Origin of the sequence: Sedimentimonas flavescens, assembly GCF_019264375.1 — a bacterium.
Taxonomy (GTDB): domain Bacteria; phylum Pseudomonadota; class Alphaproteobacteria; order Rhodobacterales; family Rhodobacteraceae; genus Rhodobacter; species Rhodobacter flavescens.
The window spans coordinates 108,252-123,059 of record NZ_JAHVAI010000008.1; the positions used below are offsets into that span (position 1 = coordinate 108,252).

General features: G+C 57.7%; 16 protein-coding genes and 2 pseudogenes. 8 read left to right on the forward strand and 10 right to left on the reverse strand.

Annotated elements, in window-relative coordinates; translation table 11 throughout:
- Window positions 1-5 precede the first annotated feature (5 nt).
- Window positions 6-1,034: an SIS domain-containing protein gene (locus KTQ37_RS09635; RefSeq protein WP_218630306.1), complete on the forward strand. Its 1,029-nt coding sequence runs from the start codon at window positions 6-8 to the stop codon at window positions 1,032-1,034.
- Complete coding sequence (gene nagA / locus KTQ37_RS09640; protein ID WP_218630307.1) at window positions 1,031-2,170, forward strand: N-acetylglucosamine-6-phosphate deacetylase; 1,140 nt, start codon at window positions 1,031-1,033, stop codon at window positions 2,168-2,170. The genes KTQ37_RS09635 and nagA overlap by 4 nt, the downstream gene beginning before the upstream one ends.
- Before the next feature lie 132 nt (window positions 2,171-2,302).
- Here nagA and KTQ37_RS09645 read toward each other — a convergent pair.
- The 3 genes and pseudogenes from KTQ37_RS09645 to KTQ37_RS09655 form a co-directional block, all read right to left on the reverse strand.
- Window positions 2,303-2,413, reverse strand: a pseudogene (locus KTQ37_RS09645) (IS6 family transposase); the annotation flags it as partial.
- Between the two features lie 114 nt (window positions 2,414-2,527).
- Window positions 2,528-2,617, reverse strand: coding sequence for a hypothetical protein (locus tag KTQ37_RS17005; RefSeq protein ID WP_218630308.1), 90 nt, complete (start codon window positions 2,615-2,617; stop codon window positions 2,528-2,530).
- Window positions 2,614-3,354: a hypothetical protein gene (locus KTQ37_RS09655; protein ID WP_218630309.1), complete on the reverse strand. Its 741-nt coding sequence runs from the start codon at window positions 3,352-3,354 to the stop codon at window positions 2,614-2,616. Before KTQ37_RS09655 ends, KTQ37_RS17005 begins: the two co-directional genes overlap by 4 nt.
- 75 nt (window positions 3,355-3,429) lie before the next feature.
- Between KTQ37_RS09655 and KTQ37_RS09660 the strand changes: the two genes are divergently transcribed.
- Window positions 3,430-4,362: an IS5 family transposase gene (locus KTQ37_RS09660; protein ID WP_218630310.1), complete on the forward strand. Its 933-nt coding sequence runs from the start codon at window positions 3,430-3,432 to the stop codon at window positions 4,360-4,362.
- A 386-nt stretch (window positions 4,363-4,748) separates the two neighbouring features.
- Here the strand turns inward: KTQ37_RS09660 and KTQ37_RS09665 are convergent.
- Together KTQ37_RS09665 and KTQ37_RS09670 are read right to left on the reverse strand one after the other, a co-directional pair.
- Window positions 4,749-4,937 (reverse strand): annotated as a pseudogene (locus KTQ37_RS09665) (transposase); the annotation flags it as partial.
- A 52-nt stretch (window positions 4,938-4,989) separates the two neighbouring features.
- Window positions 4,990-5,787, reverse strand: coding sequence for a helix-turn-helix domain-containing protein (locus KTQ37_RS09670; protein WP_218630311.1), 798 nt, complete (start codon window positions 5,785-5,787; stop codon window positions 4,990-4,992).
- A gap of 33 nt (window positions 5,788-5,820) precedes the next feature.
- Here KTQ37_RS09670 and KTQ37_RS09675 point away from each other — a divergent pair, with 33 nt between their 5' ends.
- Window positions 5,821-6,117 (forward strand): hypothetical protein, encoded by a 297-nt coding sequence (locus KTQ37_RS09675; RefSeq protein ID WP_218630312.1) that lies wholly within the window; start codon window positions 5,821-5,823, stop codon window positions 6,115-6,117.
- Between the two features lie 51 nt (window positions 6,118-6,168).
- Here KTQ37_RS09675 and KTQ37_RS09680 read toward each other — a convergent pair whose 3' ends face one another.
- Entirely contained in the window at window positions 6,169-7,401 is a 1,233-nt protein-coding gene (locus KTQ37_RS09680) for a hypothetical protein (RefSeq protein WP_218630313.1), read from the reverse strand.
- A gap of 446 nt (window positions 7,402-7,847) precedes the next feature.
- Between KTQ37_RS09680 and KTQ37_RS17010 the strand changes: the two genes are divergently transcribed.
- The 4 genes from KTQ37_RS17010 (at window position 7,848) to KTQ37_RS09695 (ending at window position 9,935) form a co-directional block, all read left to right on the forward strand.
- Complete coding sequence (locus KTQ37_RS17010) at window positions 7,848-8,129, forward strand: IS3 family transposase (protein WP_413243721.1); 282 nt, start codon at window positions 7,848-7,850, stop codon at window positions 8,127-8,129.
- An 88-nt stretch (window positions 8,130-8,217) separates the two neighbouring features.
- Window positions 8,218-9,180, forward strand: a complete 963-nt coding sequence (locus KTQ37_RS09685; RefSeq protein WP_218630314.1) for a metallophosphoesterase — start codon at window positions 8,218-8,220, stop codon at window positions 9,178-9,180.
- Window positions 9,180-9,452, forward strand: a complete 273-nt coding sequence (locus KTQ37_RS09690; RefSeq protein ID WP_218630315.1) for a hypothetical protein — start codon at window positions 9,180-9,182, stop codon at window positions 9,450-9,452. Before KTQ37_RS09685 ends, KTQ37_RS09690 begins: the two co-directional genes overlap by 1 nt.
- A gap of 48 nt (window positions 9,453-9,500) precedes the next feature.
- A complete protein-coding gene (locus tag KTQ37_RS09695) occupies window positions 9,501-9,935 on the forward strand; it encodes a metallophosphoesterase family protein (RefSeq protein ID WP_218630316.1) in 435 nt (144 codons plus the stop codon).
- 464 nt (window positions 9,936-10,399) lie between these two features.
- Here KTQ37_RS09695 and KTQ37_RS09700 read toward each other — a convergent pair whose 3' ends face one another.
- The 4 genes from KTQ37_RS09700 to metK form a co-directional block, all read right to left on the reverse strand.
- Window positions 10,400-11,893 (reverse strand): hypothetical protein, encoded by a 1,494-nt coding sequence (locus KTQ37_RS09700; RefSeq protein ID WP_218630317.1) that lies wholly within the window; start codon window positions 11,891-11,893, stop codon window positions 10,400-10,402.
- 184 nt (window positions 11,894-12,077) lie between these two features.
- Window positions 12,078-12,764, reverse strand: a complete 687-nt coding sequence (locus KTQ37_RS09705; protein ID WP_218630318.1) for a hypothetical protein — start codon at window positions 12,762-12,764, stop codon at window positions 12,078-12,080.
- 40 nt (window positions 12,765-12,804) lie between these two features.
- Complete coding sequence (locus KTQ37_RS09710) at window positions 12,805-13,575, reverse strand: hypothetical protein (protein WP_218630319.1); 771 nt, start codon at window positions 13,573-13,575, stop codon at window positions 12,805-12,807.
- 3 nt (window positions 13,576-13,578) lie between these two features.
- Window positions 13,579-14,775: a methionine adenosyltransferase gene (metK, locus tag KTQ37_RS09715; RefSeq protein WP_218630320.1), complete on the reverse strand. Its 1,197-nt coding sequence runs from the start codon at window positions 14,773-14,775 to the stop codon at window positions 13,579-13,581.
- Between the last annotated feature and the right edge of the window lie 33 nt (window positions 14,776-14,808).

The following is a 14,808-nucleotide window of genomic DNA, read 5'->3' on the forward strand; positions in this document are numbered from 1 at the left end:
AGACCATGTCCATTACCAACACCCTGATGCGTCAGGAGATCCTCGAGATCCCTGCCGCAGTCGACCGGCTTTTGACCAACGGCGCGCAAGAGATCGCCGCGACCGCCGCCAAGGCGCGCGAACTCGATCCGCGGTTTCTTGTGTCGGTGGCGCGCGGATCGTCCGACCACGCATGCTCTTACCTGAAATACGCAAGCGAGCTGCTGCTGCGGCGGCCGATGGCCTCGGTCGGGCCGTCGGTGACCTCGATCTACGGAGCCGATCTGGAGGCCGCCAGGGCGTTGTGCATCTCGATCTCGCAATCTGGCCAAAGCCCCGACATCGTGCGTATGACCGAGTCGTTGCGTCGCTCGGGCGCACTGACGGTTGCGATCACCAATAACCCGGCCTCGCGTCTGGCAGAGGCCGCCGAGGCCACGCTGCCAATTCATGCGGGCCCCGAAATCAGCGTAGCCGCCACCAAGACCTTCGTGACCTCTGTCGTGGCGGGCCTGTGGCTGCTGGCCGCAATCAAGGACGACCGTGAACTGCTTGCCGCAATTCACGCCCTGCCCCGCCATCTTGAGGCGGCGACCGGCTGCGACTGGTCAGCCGCAGCGGACGCAATCGACGGGCGGTCGTTGTTCACCCTTGGTCGCGGGCCGTCGCTGGCGATCTCGAACGAGGCGGCGCTGAAATTCAAGGAAACCTGCCTGATCCACGCCGAAAGCTATTCCTCGGCAGAGGTGCTGCACGGCCCGGTTTCCATCGTCGAGCAGGGTTTCCCCGTGATCGCCTTCGCGGCACGCGATGCGGCCGAGGAAACACTGGCTGCAACCGCGGATGAAATGGCTGCGAAAGGGGCAAAGGTATTTGCCACCACCGACCGTGTAGAGCGCGCCACGCGCCTGCCGCATGTGCGTACCGAACACTGGATGACCGATCCGGTGGCTGCGATCGTTTCCTTCTACGGCATGGTTGAGGCTGTCGCGGTGCGCCGTGGTATCGACCCTGACAAACCGCGCCATCTGAACAAGGTGACGGAGACGGTATGACCCAGCAAACCCTGACGTTCCTGAACGGACCGATCTTCGATGGCCTACAGTTGCGCGCGGGCCTTGCCGCGCGTTTCGAGGGTGGCAAACTCGCCGCTCTGGGCCCGGAGAATGTGATCGGACGCGCCGGCAAGATCGTGGATCTCGCGGGCGACATTCTCGGCCCTGGCTACGTTGATTTGCAGGTGAATGGCGGCGACGGGGTGATGTTCAACGACGATCCCTCGGTCTCCACACTGCGCCGGATCGCGGGCGCTCACCACCGCCTCGGGGTCGCAGCCCTGCTGCCCACGCTGATCACCGACACGCGCGAAAAGACGCAAGCGGCCATCGCAGCGGCAATAGAGGCCGTGCGCGAAGCCGTTCCGGGCATTGCCGGGCTGCACCTTGAAGGTCCGCATCTGTCGCTGGCGCGTAAAGGCGCGCATGACCCGGCCCTTATCCGCCCGATGGACGATGAGGATCTGGCGATGCTGCTTGCCGCGGCGGCGGAGCTCCCGGTGCTCAAGATCACGATTGCGCCCGAGAACGTGACGCTTGAGCAGGTTCAAACCCTCGCCCGCGCAGGTGTGCTTGTTTCCCTCGGCCATAGCGACGCGAATTTTGACACCTGCCAAGCTTATTTCGCGGCCGGGGCGCGATGTGTCACGCATCTTTTCAACGCCATGAGCCAACTGGGCAATCGCAACCCGGGATTGGTCGGCGCGACGCTGGCCAATGGCGCGGTCTCTGCCGGGTTGATTGCCGATGGCATTCATGTGCACCCGCAATCGCTCCGCGCCGCCTGGGCCGCGAAAACCGGGCCGGGACGGCTGTTCCTTGTCAGCGACGCCATGGCCGTGGCGGGTAGCGATGCAACCCAGTTCACGCTGGAAGGCCGATTGATCCGACGCGAGGGCGGCCGCCTGACGCTTGAAGACGGCACACTGGCCGGAGCCGATCTCGACCTGACAACCGCGATCCGCGTGCTGGTCAACGACGTCGGCGTAGGCCTGCCAGAAGCCCTGCGCGCGGCCACCTCGGCACCTGCCGCAATCATTGGCCAAACGAACCGGGGGCAATTGGCGATCGGGTGCAAGCTGGATAGCGTAATCCGGATCGATGCGCTGCTCGGCACGGTCGCCCAGGCCGGGTGAGCACCAACTGCCGCAGTAACAATGCCGGTCTGGCACACGAAACAGCGCGCTTGAGCTTACCAACGCCCCGCATAGCGCCCGCCCGGCACCAGATCACCGGGCGGCGAGCAATCCTTGCATGTCGATCTCGGGCAGATCCTCGACACTCCGAAGCAGCAGCGAAAACCGGATATACAGCATCACCACCAAACGGATGATCTCAGGGCCAATTTTGAACCATTTGAAAGGACTGGGTTTAGTCACGAGGAAACGCTAGCCGGCGCCCTGCCCGCCGCTCAAGCCAGCTTTGTCTGACAAGACGTTCCCAAGAACTCGGGGGCTTGTTTCGGCACGGACCACTGCGAAGGTTCTTGTCGGTCAGCCGTTGCTTTGTGGCGAGTGTTGGTCTCGAACCTCCGTGGGTGTCTTCCCAGTCCATCTCTTGAACGCCCTGTCGAAGGTAGTCACATCGGAAAATCCGACCTCACAGGCGATCTCGGCGTGCTCGTGTATGACAGAAGATCAAGGGCGACTGCCCGCCGCACATCTTCTTTCAGCTCTGGGAAGGATGTTCGATTTGCCGGGGGAATGCGCTGCACACGACGTGGATGCAGGCCGACGAGGTCGGCGAAACGCGGCAGGGAGAACTCGACATGATCGATATTGTTCTCAAGCATAGACCGAAAATGCACAAGCATCGCATCGCCTTCTTCATCGCCGGTTTCTGCTCGTTGCTCGTCGCTATCCCGCCAGCCCAGTGAGAACGGAGCCCACAGCCAATCCGGAGGATAGCTAATCCTCAGTCCGTTGATGGGGGACTTCAGCAGGCTTCGTTTCGGAAGGAAATCCTTGCCCCCCCCGTCGATGACCGGCGCGATCACGACAATACGCGTGGGATCGAAAACGTCCTTTAGGCCGCGTTTGAACAGCGTCACATAGAAGGCGACACCCACCGTATCCACCTTGGTCGTGGCCCCGCGCAGATTCATTGTGCGCCGAACCTCGAAGCTGACCGCACTGGACGATACATCCAACCGGTAGCGCACACTGTCCATCTGCCTCGCGATTTCCACCACCAGCCTAGACAGGAAACCTCCGAAGGTCGCGGCGTTGATGGCAGCATCCCGAATCTTCGGAGTTCCCGGATTGGCGACCTTGATGGCGAGCTTGGCCCCGAAATAGGGATCGCCCACCTCGTTCGCCATTTCAGACCCGCCCGGCGGTGTTGCACAAATTGGGAGAGGATTCATCTCGTGAATCCAACGTGGTAGCTGGGCGGCATGAGCAGACCGACACCCGCGATCTACAAAACCACGAACTGGCCAGCGTACAATGAAGCGCTCAAGCGCCGAGGCTCGCTGACGATCTGGTTCGACCCCGAGATAAACTGGGATGCAGTGCCGAACGGCAAGCGCGGCCGACAGCAGACCTACAGCGACGCAGCCATCCAAACCTGCCTATCGATGAAGGTGCTGTTCGGCATGGCGCTCCGCCAGACGACCGGCTTCGTCGAGAGCCTACTGCGCCTGGTCGGCCTGGACTGGGCTGTGCCCGACTTCAGCACGCTATCCCGCAGGCAGAAGACCTTGGCGGTGAACATCCCCTACCGGGGCTCCAAGGGGCCGCTGCACCTGCTGATCGACAGCACGGGTATCAAGGTGGAGGGCGAAGGCGAGTGGCACGCCCGCAAACATGGCGGTCCAAAACGGCGGGTCTGGCGTAAGATCCACCTCGGGATCGACGAACAAACGTTGGAAGTTCGGGCCGTCGAGATCACCGGAAGCCACATCGGTGATGCGCCGGTGCTGCCAGATCTGCTCGACCAGATCCCGGCGGACCAGAAGATCGGCAGCGTCACCGCCGACGGTGCCTACGACACCCGAAAATGCCATGATGCAATCGCCGATCGCGGCGCCCATGCCGTCATCCCGCCCCGCAAGAACGCGAAGCCATGGAAGGCGATCACTGCCGGCGCCGTGGTGCGCAACGAAGCGCTGCGGGCTTGCAAATACCTCGGCCGCGCTTTGTGGCGACGATGGAGTGGCTATCACCGTCGAAGCCGCGTCGAAACCAAGATGCATTGCCTGAAGCTACTGGGACAGCGGTTGATGGCGCGGGACTTCGACCGCCAGGTCGCCGAACTCCAGGTCCGCATCGCTGTCCTGAACTGCTACACCGCCCTCGGAATACCCGTCACAAAGGTCGTAGGATAAGTCTGTCCGGGGAAAGGGGAAACTCGACCGTCAGCTGATTTGTGCAACACAGCCCATGCTGACCGCCGCGAACGACCACTCCCCGGCCACAGCGCAGTTTTACCGATGCACGCGGCTTGGCGCTGGACGGCTTTCATTGCGATGTTCTTTACTCTGCACCGTAGCACTTCCGTAGCACCGCCCTGCCAGGCAGAAACGGCGAAAGCCTCCCGGAGAAGGCTAAGCGCATGCAATCTATGTAAGATTTTGGTTGCGGGGGCTCGCAACCACAGAATCTTACCCAGACCACATTGCCAGCTATAATCATGTAGCCAGAAATCTCTAAACCACATCAGGCAAAATCAGCACCAGCCTGATAGGGGTTATACAGATCTTTCTGCCCTTATCAGGCTCTGCGCGATCCCTTCCTTGCGGCATAACTCGGCGATGCTGTCGTCACCGCGAAGGCCTTCCAGCACGATGCGGATCTTGTCCTCGGCCGAGAAATGGCGACGCGTATGCCGACGGATGTCTTTCACAACCCGCTCCGCAGGGGGCTTCACTGGCGATTTTGAATGGGAGGATTTGGGTTTCATCTTCGTTCCTTCGTCACTACGACGAAGCCCAAATCCTCCTTAAATCACAACCTCAAATCTGTGCCATAGGCGCTGACGGGGGACACCCTACATCACCGTGAGGGCTTTCGCGCGGGGCGAGTTGTCCCTGTTTCGGCTTCGATTCTTCCCTGAATTGTGTCGGCGTCCTACCGGCCCATCGCCTGAATGCACGGTCAAGGGCCGCTGGGCCGGAGAGACCTACCCGAAGGGCAATTTGCGCAACGGGTAGGTTCGTGTTCGACAAAAGGTCTTCGGTGACGCTCTGGCGCACGTCGTCCTTCATCTGACTGTAGGAGGTGCCCTGTGCCCACAGGATTCGCTGGATGCGGCGTGGATGCACGCGGCAGATCAAGGCAAAGTCGTTCAATGTCAGATCCTGATAAGCTATGTTGTCCCTCAGAATGCCGCGAAGATAGGAAAGGGTCGCTTCGCTGGCGCCATCTGCGGCAAACTCCCCTCGTGACACCTTCACTAAGTCCCAGTCCAGCGAGAATGGTGCCCAAAGCCAGTGCGTCGGAAATGAAATCCGCATTCCGTCGATCTGGGATGTGACGAGCGCCTGTTTCGGAAGAAGACCCGGCAGAAGCCCCTGGGTGGTCGGTACAGTGATCAGGATGTCTTTTGGGTTGAAGGTTTCTCCGAGCCCTTTCTTTATCAAAGTCACATAAAGTGCGACACCGACTGCATCCAACTGTGTCGACGGCGTAGTAACCTTGACGGTGCGGTGAATGTCGAAGTTTACAATGCCGGGTGTGATGAAAACGGAGTACCGCACGTTATCAACCTGCTTTGAGACTTCCACCACCAGCCGGGAAAGAAAATCTCCCAAGGTGAGAGTGACAGCAACCGCGCTCGCTGGCCCGTGCATGAGCTGTGGCGGCTCTTCGAAGATACCATCGGCAATGACCTCAGCGTCTATTGCTCCAACATCCAGCCCTCGGACGTGATCTTTGCCAACCGCACCGCGAAGATGCGGGAGCTGGATCGGCAGCTTCTGAGCCTCTTCGTCACCCGTGCGGCGATTTCCGATATACAGCCGGGCGAGTTCTATGCCTTCATGGACCAGCACACCGACGCCCTGCGCCGGTATAGCGAAGAGCACCCGAAGACGCTGGAAGAGCGTTTGCAGAAGGCGGGCGGGAAGTATCGGTGGACTTAGTGTATTGAGCAGGAAATGTCGGATGTCTGGTTCTCCCGTTCAGCCTGAACCCTAGAGATCAATGATTTCTGATTTCCGATTAATCCAATCACGCACCAACCATATCAACAGAAAGACAGCCGGAAGAAAAAACAACAAAGGCTTAGCCATATAGTCGGTGACAAACTTTGTTGGAAACCAAGTCGCACAAACGACTATGGTGATAGCAAGCCAGCCCCTATCCGGCAGCCTCCTCAGAATAGCAAGAGCAGCGTCAAACTTTAGAACCTTATTTTTCACCAAAGACAAAAGTGAAAAGGCAAGTAATGTCACGTGAATCGCGAGAAAGCGCCCCCAATCGAACGCGACGAGCATCATTGCCGCGGTCATTGCCACACTGGCTCCAAAGCAAGCAAAAACAAATACTAACCGCCTAGTTGGCAAGTATCGCCATGGAGAAGTCGCAAGTAAGAAAATTGCGATAGGAAGAAAATACGCGATGCTTCCGAGAAGAATCTTTGTGCCGCCAGACCCAATCTCAAAAATGATCAGCTTCATGTTTTTGCGTGCGCTTCCAGAAAGAGCATCTATTGCACCGCAATCGCTTGCTGAATTCGAAAACAAGTAGAACGCTTTCTTGTACACCTCACAGGCGGCTAAAGCGTGCTCCTCTGAACCACGATATGTCAGAGCAAATGTCAGCGCCAAAGCCATGGCCACCAAAGCGGGTAGAAGCAGCAGAACCCGAGTTCGGCTGATTGATACACTCACGAGCGTAGCAAAAAAATATGGCGTCCATGCAACTAACCCTTCATGGACCAATATGATCACAGGAAGAAAATAAAGACCGATCACAATCGCTTTAAACCTTCTCGCATCATCACCATCAAGCTTGAAGATAACAAATGCATACAGCGCAAAAATTAGAATCTCCTTATGCCCTGCAAAATCTGACACCGCATAAGGCAACATGAACGCTGGCGAAAATATCAGGGGCCAAACCCACGGATTTCGTGACGTGGAAAGCGAAAAAATGAAATAGCTGCGCCACCATATAAAAATCAAAGGTAGAAGAAATACAAAGGCCAATACGTTTATCGGCACACGTAAATGTTCTGCCAGAAAAATTAAAATATCGCCACTTATACCCCTTCGGACAAACCCTCCGGATGAATTGATACCCCATTCGCTAAGTTGGTAACTATCTGGATCCAGAAGATGGATCGCAAAATTCATCACGAGCAAGACACCAACAATTTGAAGATAATACTTCAGGTAGGCTTCTTTGAAAAAACTACTTTCCATTACTCTCTAGCCCAAACAAACTTCGCCGCGCACCTGCGATCATCTAATTAGCCCAAATTATCAATAGGCACCTAAATCGCACAGCCAATCTACTCCTGCGAAATGAGCCCTCTAGAACACACCGCAGAAATGATTTTCTCCACACGGGTACTATACTGTTATTTCAACACCCAAACATAGAGACGGCGTCTCGATTGGTCCTTTCCGGACCAGTGAGCCTCACCTCCACTCCGAATAGTTGCTTCTCCGCCACACCTCTTTTCCCGCCCCACTTGCTTCCAGAGTGCTTCCACGGGCTTAGGCATAACGCAAAACACCGCCCTTAGGCGGCGCGTAACGTGTTGCTCTCATTACAAGATTTTGGTTGCGGGGGCTAGATACACTCAAGCACCTACAATTGTGCATGCCGTCTGATCGAGATCGATGAGAGTCCCTAGACCCAGCCGATCCGGCAGGTCAGGGCCGACAGACGCAAGGTCTATGGGGATCGCAAGCTGGCGGGCGATTTGCGCGATCAGGGCGAGCGTGTCTCAGAGAACCGTGTTGCACGGCTGGCGCCGCTGGCCAGGATAGCTGCGTACATCGGCTATAGGCGCCATCCCGGCCGATATTGCGGCAAGTCCGCCGTGGTGTCCGAGAACAGGCTGAAGCAGGATAAGGCCGATCTGGTTTCCGTTCGTGCTCTAATATTTAACGCGTTTGAGGCGCATCTTGCGGCACTTCGCTAGAATGAACCATTCGTGATCACGCGGCACAAACCGAGACATGCCCAGAACTCGATCCGCCAGTTCTGCTATAAGGATAAGTAAAGAGACGATGCACGACATCATTCCCGACATTCACGGCCAAGCGGACAAGTTGCGCCAACGCCTCAGCGCCCTCGGGTACCAGGAAAGGTCCCGTGTATGGAGACATCCCGACCCGGACCGGATCTGCGTTTTTCTCGGCGACTTTATAGATCGCGGCCCCAAGAATGGCGAAGTCATCGACATCGTACGCAGGATGCTGGACGCGGGAACGGCGCGGGCCATCATGGGCAATCACGAACTGAACGCCATCCACTATCATACGACCGATCCACGTACGGGCGACGGCGTCCGGCCACGCTCGACGAAGAACTCCCACCAGCACCAAAGCTTCCTGAACGAATTCCCCCTCGGCGGCGCAGGGACCCGAGACCTGATTGCTTGGATGAAATCGCTTCCGCTGTTCTTGGAGTTCGACACCTTTCGCGTGGTCCACGCCTGTTGGGACGAGGCACGGATCTCCGAACTCAGAGCGCACACCCCGAACGGCATCCTGAACGACGATCAGTTTATCGCCGCAGCAGACCCGACGACCCAGCTATTCGACCTCGTGGAAACGGCCACGAAGGGTCCCGAATATCCTCTCCCGGGGGGCTGGGGGTTTCATGACAAGGATGGGACCTGGCGAGACCAGGTCCGCATACGCTGGTGGGCCCAGAACGCAACGAGTTGGGCCGAGATCGCCGCCTCGGTACCCGACCTGTCTGACCTTCCCACAGCCCCTCCACCTAAGGACATTCTGGAACGGAGCTACCCGCAGGGCGCGAAGCCCGTATTCTTCGGGCACTACTGGTTGACCGGAGACCCCGAACTTCAGGCACCCAACGCGCTTTGCCTCGATTATTCGGCCGGGAAGACCGGGCCACTGGTGTCGTACCAAATGGATCCCGCTCAGGAGACCCTCTCGCTGCAGCACTTGAGCGGACACGAGAACGCGCAACCTCCTAAACAGGATCAAAAGGAGCGTCAGTAATGTGCACTGAAGAGAAGAAAGCCCTGTCTCCCCACGTGGACCACATTCTGCTCTGGGATCGAGATCCGGTCGTCAGAACCAGCGACGATCGATGGTTCATCGAGGGCACCCACGGTTGGTTCCAAACGAAGATCACGCAGATCACATCAAGCATGAACCCTGGGTGGTTCTATAACGCGGACGACCCGGATGGCTGGAAGAAATTCTTGCCTTCCGAGGACGATGTCGCTGAAGTGGAGAGGCTAGTCTCGAGTGGCGGATCCGCCGCCTAGCTGTTGATCTTGCGCCGCGAACCTTTTCCATTTCTTCCTTCGGTACCAATGTTTCGATTTGTACACACGGCTGACCTGCACCTTGATGCCCCACTGAAAAGCCTTGCGCTGAAAGACGAAAACCTCTCGGACCTTGTCGGCAACGCGACCCGCCGAGCGCTCGAGCGTATCGTCGATCTATGCCTTAAAGAGCAGGTCGACGCTCTGCTGATCGCGGGCGATCTCTATGACGGCGACATGCGCAGCATGAAAACTGCCGCCTTCCTCGTTAGCGAAATGGAACGACTGAACGAGGCCGGCATCCGTGTGTTTATGATCCGCGGAAATCACGACGCCGAAAGTGTATTAACGCGCGAACTGGAACTCCCCCCGAACGTGCATGTCTTCACGGGCCACGGCGGAAGTGTCGAGATCTCCGAAAAGGCTGTCACAATCCATGGTGTGAGCTTCGCGAAACCCCATCCTAATAAACTTTGGACCTAAATCACTAGTGGTGACCTGCATTAATGACAGGAGCCACCACGCATATGATAAACTTATCGAAAATGTGCGCTCCTTTAACTTGTCGAAGCTTTGGGTGGCAAAGGAGTTCCTCGAGGACAACTGGCTTCTCGTCTTTAACGTTAGTGGATGGCGCCCGGACTTGATCCAAAAGAATAACCAGAAATACACCGCAAGTCCTAAGGGAACTGGACAACTATTATCGTGGAAACCTAGAGATCCAACCACTGAGCCTTCATGCTTCAATCATTTTATATCTTGCTTTGAGACCCGAATGCTTTCCTTAAGATAGCATAAAAAATTCACAAGTTAGCCATCCAAATAGATCATTTGAGAAGTATAAAATGTGGAATCTCCCGTTAGGATCGGCACCAGGATCTAGCTTCTGCGCTCAATACTGCGTTTCCGCGCAAATATACACCAGAAAACGTCGCCGCTAATCCACATTACCATTTTCTGGGCGACCCCACGCTTGCCCCATTCACCGACAGATCGCCATCTTCGGACAACTTTAGGTTCCACACTAGACCGCCATCCGCTTCCCATTTCGAGAAACCTCGCGCCATCATTAAAGCCATCAGCAAATCGCTCATTTCCGGCGGCGCAGACCGTAAGGCATTCAGAACGTTATCAAGCCCCGTCATCCGAGCAGTTGCCTGCCCTTCGGCAGGCTCGCCAGTCTTAGCATCAACATATATATCGCCATCCAGCATTAAGTCGTATCCTTCGCCAGATATCCACGCCGGATGCACGCTCAACTTAAACGCTCCTTTCGGAAACGACGCTTCCATCCAGGTTTGGCGCGCCTGTCGCATCGTCCAACTGTCCAGAGCATAGAGAAGCCACATATTTGCGAACTTATCTGCATTAAAATCCGAGAAGGAGAACGTCACCTTTCCTGATCTTGGAGCAATGGCGGCCTGCCAATCTGCCAATATTTTTTTGGGCAACGACAGCCCTGCAACGCCTAAAGATGCGACTACCATTCCATCTGCAGTGGCCCCCCGGGAGTCGACCGATAGCTCCAGCCCATCCACATGATATTCTCCGACTTGTGCCACTGAAATCTTTGCGTTTTCCAATTCAGCACGAACTGAAATCTGGTCAAAAAACGGGATCGCCCTTTGAGCATTTTGAATAAACTTCGCACCGTCAGCCCCCTCCAATCCAGGGTAAATTGCAAGACCCGCAGCGTCATTCATGAGCTCCCGGATCGCATCCCAGACTACCCCGGCCAGCGAAAAATCGATCTTCAGTGCTTCCACCCCCAAAGAAGACTCTGTCGTTCGAGTGAGTGACGTAATCTCTAGGTTTATCGGCCTCTCTTCGGAAATGCTCTTATGGACTTGACCGAATTTTGCTTGACCAATCAGATCCAACGCATTTCCATTGAGTTCAGTATCTATCCAACCATCAAAACCCATGGTGCTTTCCGAGATAACGACCTTGACCCCAGGATCATTAGCAGAGTTTAAACCTTGATCATATCTGATGACTGTCTTCCTCGTCATCGACGAAAACTCTAGGCGCACATCAGAGAAAAGCATCGTCGCTTCATCAAAATTTCCACTAAATTTTAAATCATAAATACTGAAACGGAACTCCATATTTCCGTATTGACTCGCGCTTGTCATTCTAAATTCTTGCGGTTCACCTTCGAAGCTCCACCGCCCCGTACTCACCTCCTCGAGCTTGATATTGTAGGGTGTAATCGCAAGTGTGTGACCCAAAGTGTCGATCCAGGAACCGAGCGGCAGCTCCGCATCGATGGTAACCAAGTATTCCTTACCTGCCCCTGTGACGTCGATCGCAGAACCCACTGGACCTAATAATGTCCGCAAATGCGACTGGATCTGCGACGCATCTGCTGACGCGCCGCTGGGCAACATCAGCGCTAGCGCCAGTGTAACCGCTACACATGCGGATCCTTTGATTTCCATCGTATGCTCCACCACTAACACTGACTTCAAAGTTGCGTAGTGCAACCAGCAATCATCCCCCCATTCGATACTGAAAATTTTGCCTCAGTTAATGGCGAGCTGGATCGACGATGAATTCGTTCGGCCATGATGTCCATACCTTGCAGATGGACGCAGATTACACGACCGCGGTTCTCCTAAGGGCTCAACACTCCATCTCCTCAAAGATGAAGGGAAGATCCCGCTCACGCACGATACGCTGAGCATCTTCGACGGAGCCATTCATCTGAGCCCCTCGATAGTTGCTCCCAGGCTGATCGCCTTCGATGAGGTCTATATCGAGTTCGTCGAGAAGCTCCCCATCGACATCAAATGCGAAGAACTGGAAGGCGAAGCCCCGACCATCAATTGGACGCACGATGTCGTTGCCGTCTTCCTCCTCATAGCTGACCTCGTGCGTAAACCACTCGCGCAGTTCTTGGCGGAGTTTCGCGTCTTCCTCAGGGCTCAACGTCGACAGGAACTCGTAGACCTCATCAGTGTCGCAATCCTCGAGCCAGCGACTTTCATCGTCAAACTCCTGCGAGAACCCACAAATCCACTCTCGCAAAGCCTGGATGCGGTCGAGCAGATCCCAGTGCAGGTCCCCTTCGGCGATTTCCTCGGGCTTCACGTCGTAGGCCGTGTAGCGATCCCCGGAGGGCTCGTAGTTCAGGAGCCAGAGCTCACCATCTGCCTTGACACCGAACCGGAGCGGCTCCCGCCGCAGAAGTTCAGACGCGGTCTCGAGGATCTCTGGCGCGGCTTCCGCAACCGATGGAACGAAAGCTAAGGGCAGAAGACCCGACGCGAGGATGGTTTTCACGAAGTCACGACGGCTGAAGCAGGTCATGGGAATGATCCTTGTGATCTAAATGGATGGAAGCTGCAGATCACTGCAGATGTGCTGGCTGAAGGCCGGTCCAGGCCACGTGGAGCGCATGCCCGCGCCAGAGCGGCCGTGCATCACCCGACGCCTGCTCAGACGCTCCCGGCTCGGCAGAAGACAGCCGCACTCCCACGAAATACCCTTGAGCGCCTTTCATGGCCGGGCTCTGAGCCATCTGCGCCAACACGGGCGGTCGGGCCGGAAACGGCTCCTGGTCCCGGCTCGCGCGCAGCACGATCCAGGAAGGGCCTGTGGGGCCTTCGAACCAGATCGCCGGCTCGATGTCCGGATCGACCTGGGCCGTTAACTTGGTCACACCATGCTCTGCGGCGAGTTGCATCTGCACGACCTGGCTCGCCATGCTGTGCAGTTCCCAATCTGTCATCTCTATCAGCGCATCGCTGACGAGTGCCGGCGGATCGACCGGCAGACCCGTATAGGCATCGACGAGCCCCCATCCCGGCAGGTCGGGGCGCCAGCCGTTGGCTCCGCGACGCATCGGCATCAGGCAGGCATGGCCCTGAGACCCCGTGGCGATGCGGTCGAGCAGCGAGCGATCCCCCGGCATGGTGAGCCGTCTGTCGACATCCTCGAGGCGGATGAAGAAGAGCTGGTTGCCGAGCCGGAACGACAGATGTTCCAGGAAGGGCGGCGTCACCGTCCGCTTGAGCCAATAGGGGAACCCGGGCGGCAGGCGTGATGCGAGATGTTCGCCTGCGGCGGTGAAGCAGGCCACGAAGTCATCGCTCGGTTCATCAGGTCGAAAGGTAAACATCGCTCACACCTCCATGCTGACGGACGATTGCCCGTGAGGCGCGGACGCCCCTTCAAGCGGCTCGGCAAGGCTCTCCCCCGCGCGGAGCGGCGCCTCCCAGGGCAGATCATCCCGCCCGAAATGTCCGAAGACGGCCGTGGGCGCGAAGATCGGTCGCCGCAGGTCGAGCCGATGAATGATCGCCTGTGGCGTGAAGGCCGCCTCGAGATCAATGCCCTCCTCGGCGTAGCGCCCGAAGATCTCGCGCGCCGAGACCGCGCCCTCCGCATCGATGGCGAGGCTCACCGGAGCGGCCCGGCCGATCGCATAGGCGATCTGCACCTCGCAGTTGCGCGCCCATCCCCGCGCTACGACATCGCGCGCGAGCTGGCGCGCGGCATAGGCCGCCGAGCGATCGACCTTGGTGGCGTCCTTGCCCGAGAAGGCCCCGCCGCCATGCCGTGCAGCCCCACCGTAGGTATCGACGATGATCTTGCGCCCCGTGAGCCCGGCATCCGCCGCGGGCCCGCCTTGGACGAAGCTGCCCGCCGGATTGAGGTGCAGGCGGATCCGATCGCTCCAGAGATCGCCCAGCGTCGGTCGGATTACCTCTTCGCGCAGGAGCTCCCGCAAGTCCTCGAGCCGCAGGTCCGGTGCATGCTGGCTCGACAGCACGACGTCGGTGATGCCCAGGACGCGCCCCTTGTCGCGCGCGACGGTAACCTGGGCTTTCGCATCGGGGCCTAGGACATGACCGAGCGATCCGCGACGGAGGACATCATGGCGGCGCATCAACGCATGGGCGAGCGCGATTGGCAGCGGCATGGCGTTCGGGGTTTCCGCGGTGGCGTAGCCGAACATCAGGCCCTGGTCCCCCGCCCCACTGTCATCCCGCCCGACGCCCGCCGCGATTTCTGGAGACTGCACGGAGAGCTCGGACAGGATCTCGAGCCGATCGAGCTCGAGCCCCCAAGTCGGGTCGTCGTAGCCGATCTGCGCGAGGACGCCCCGGGCGATTGCCTCGGCGTCGATCCGAGCCTCGGTCGAGAGTTCCCCGAGCAGAAAGAGCCGGTGCCCCTTGATCGCCGCCTCGACGGCGACACGGGATCCGGGATCCTGGGCGAGGCAGGCATCCAGGATCGCATCGGAAATCTGGTCACAGATCTTGTCCGGATGGCCGGCCGAAACGCTCTCGGAGGTGAATAGCGAAGTCTCGAACATGTCTTGGTCCTCTCTTTAGTGCTTTTGCCAGGA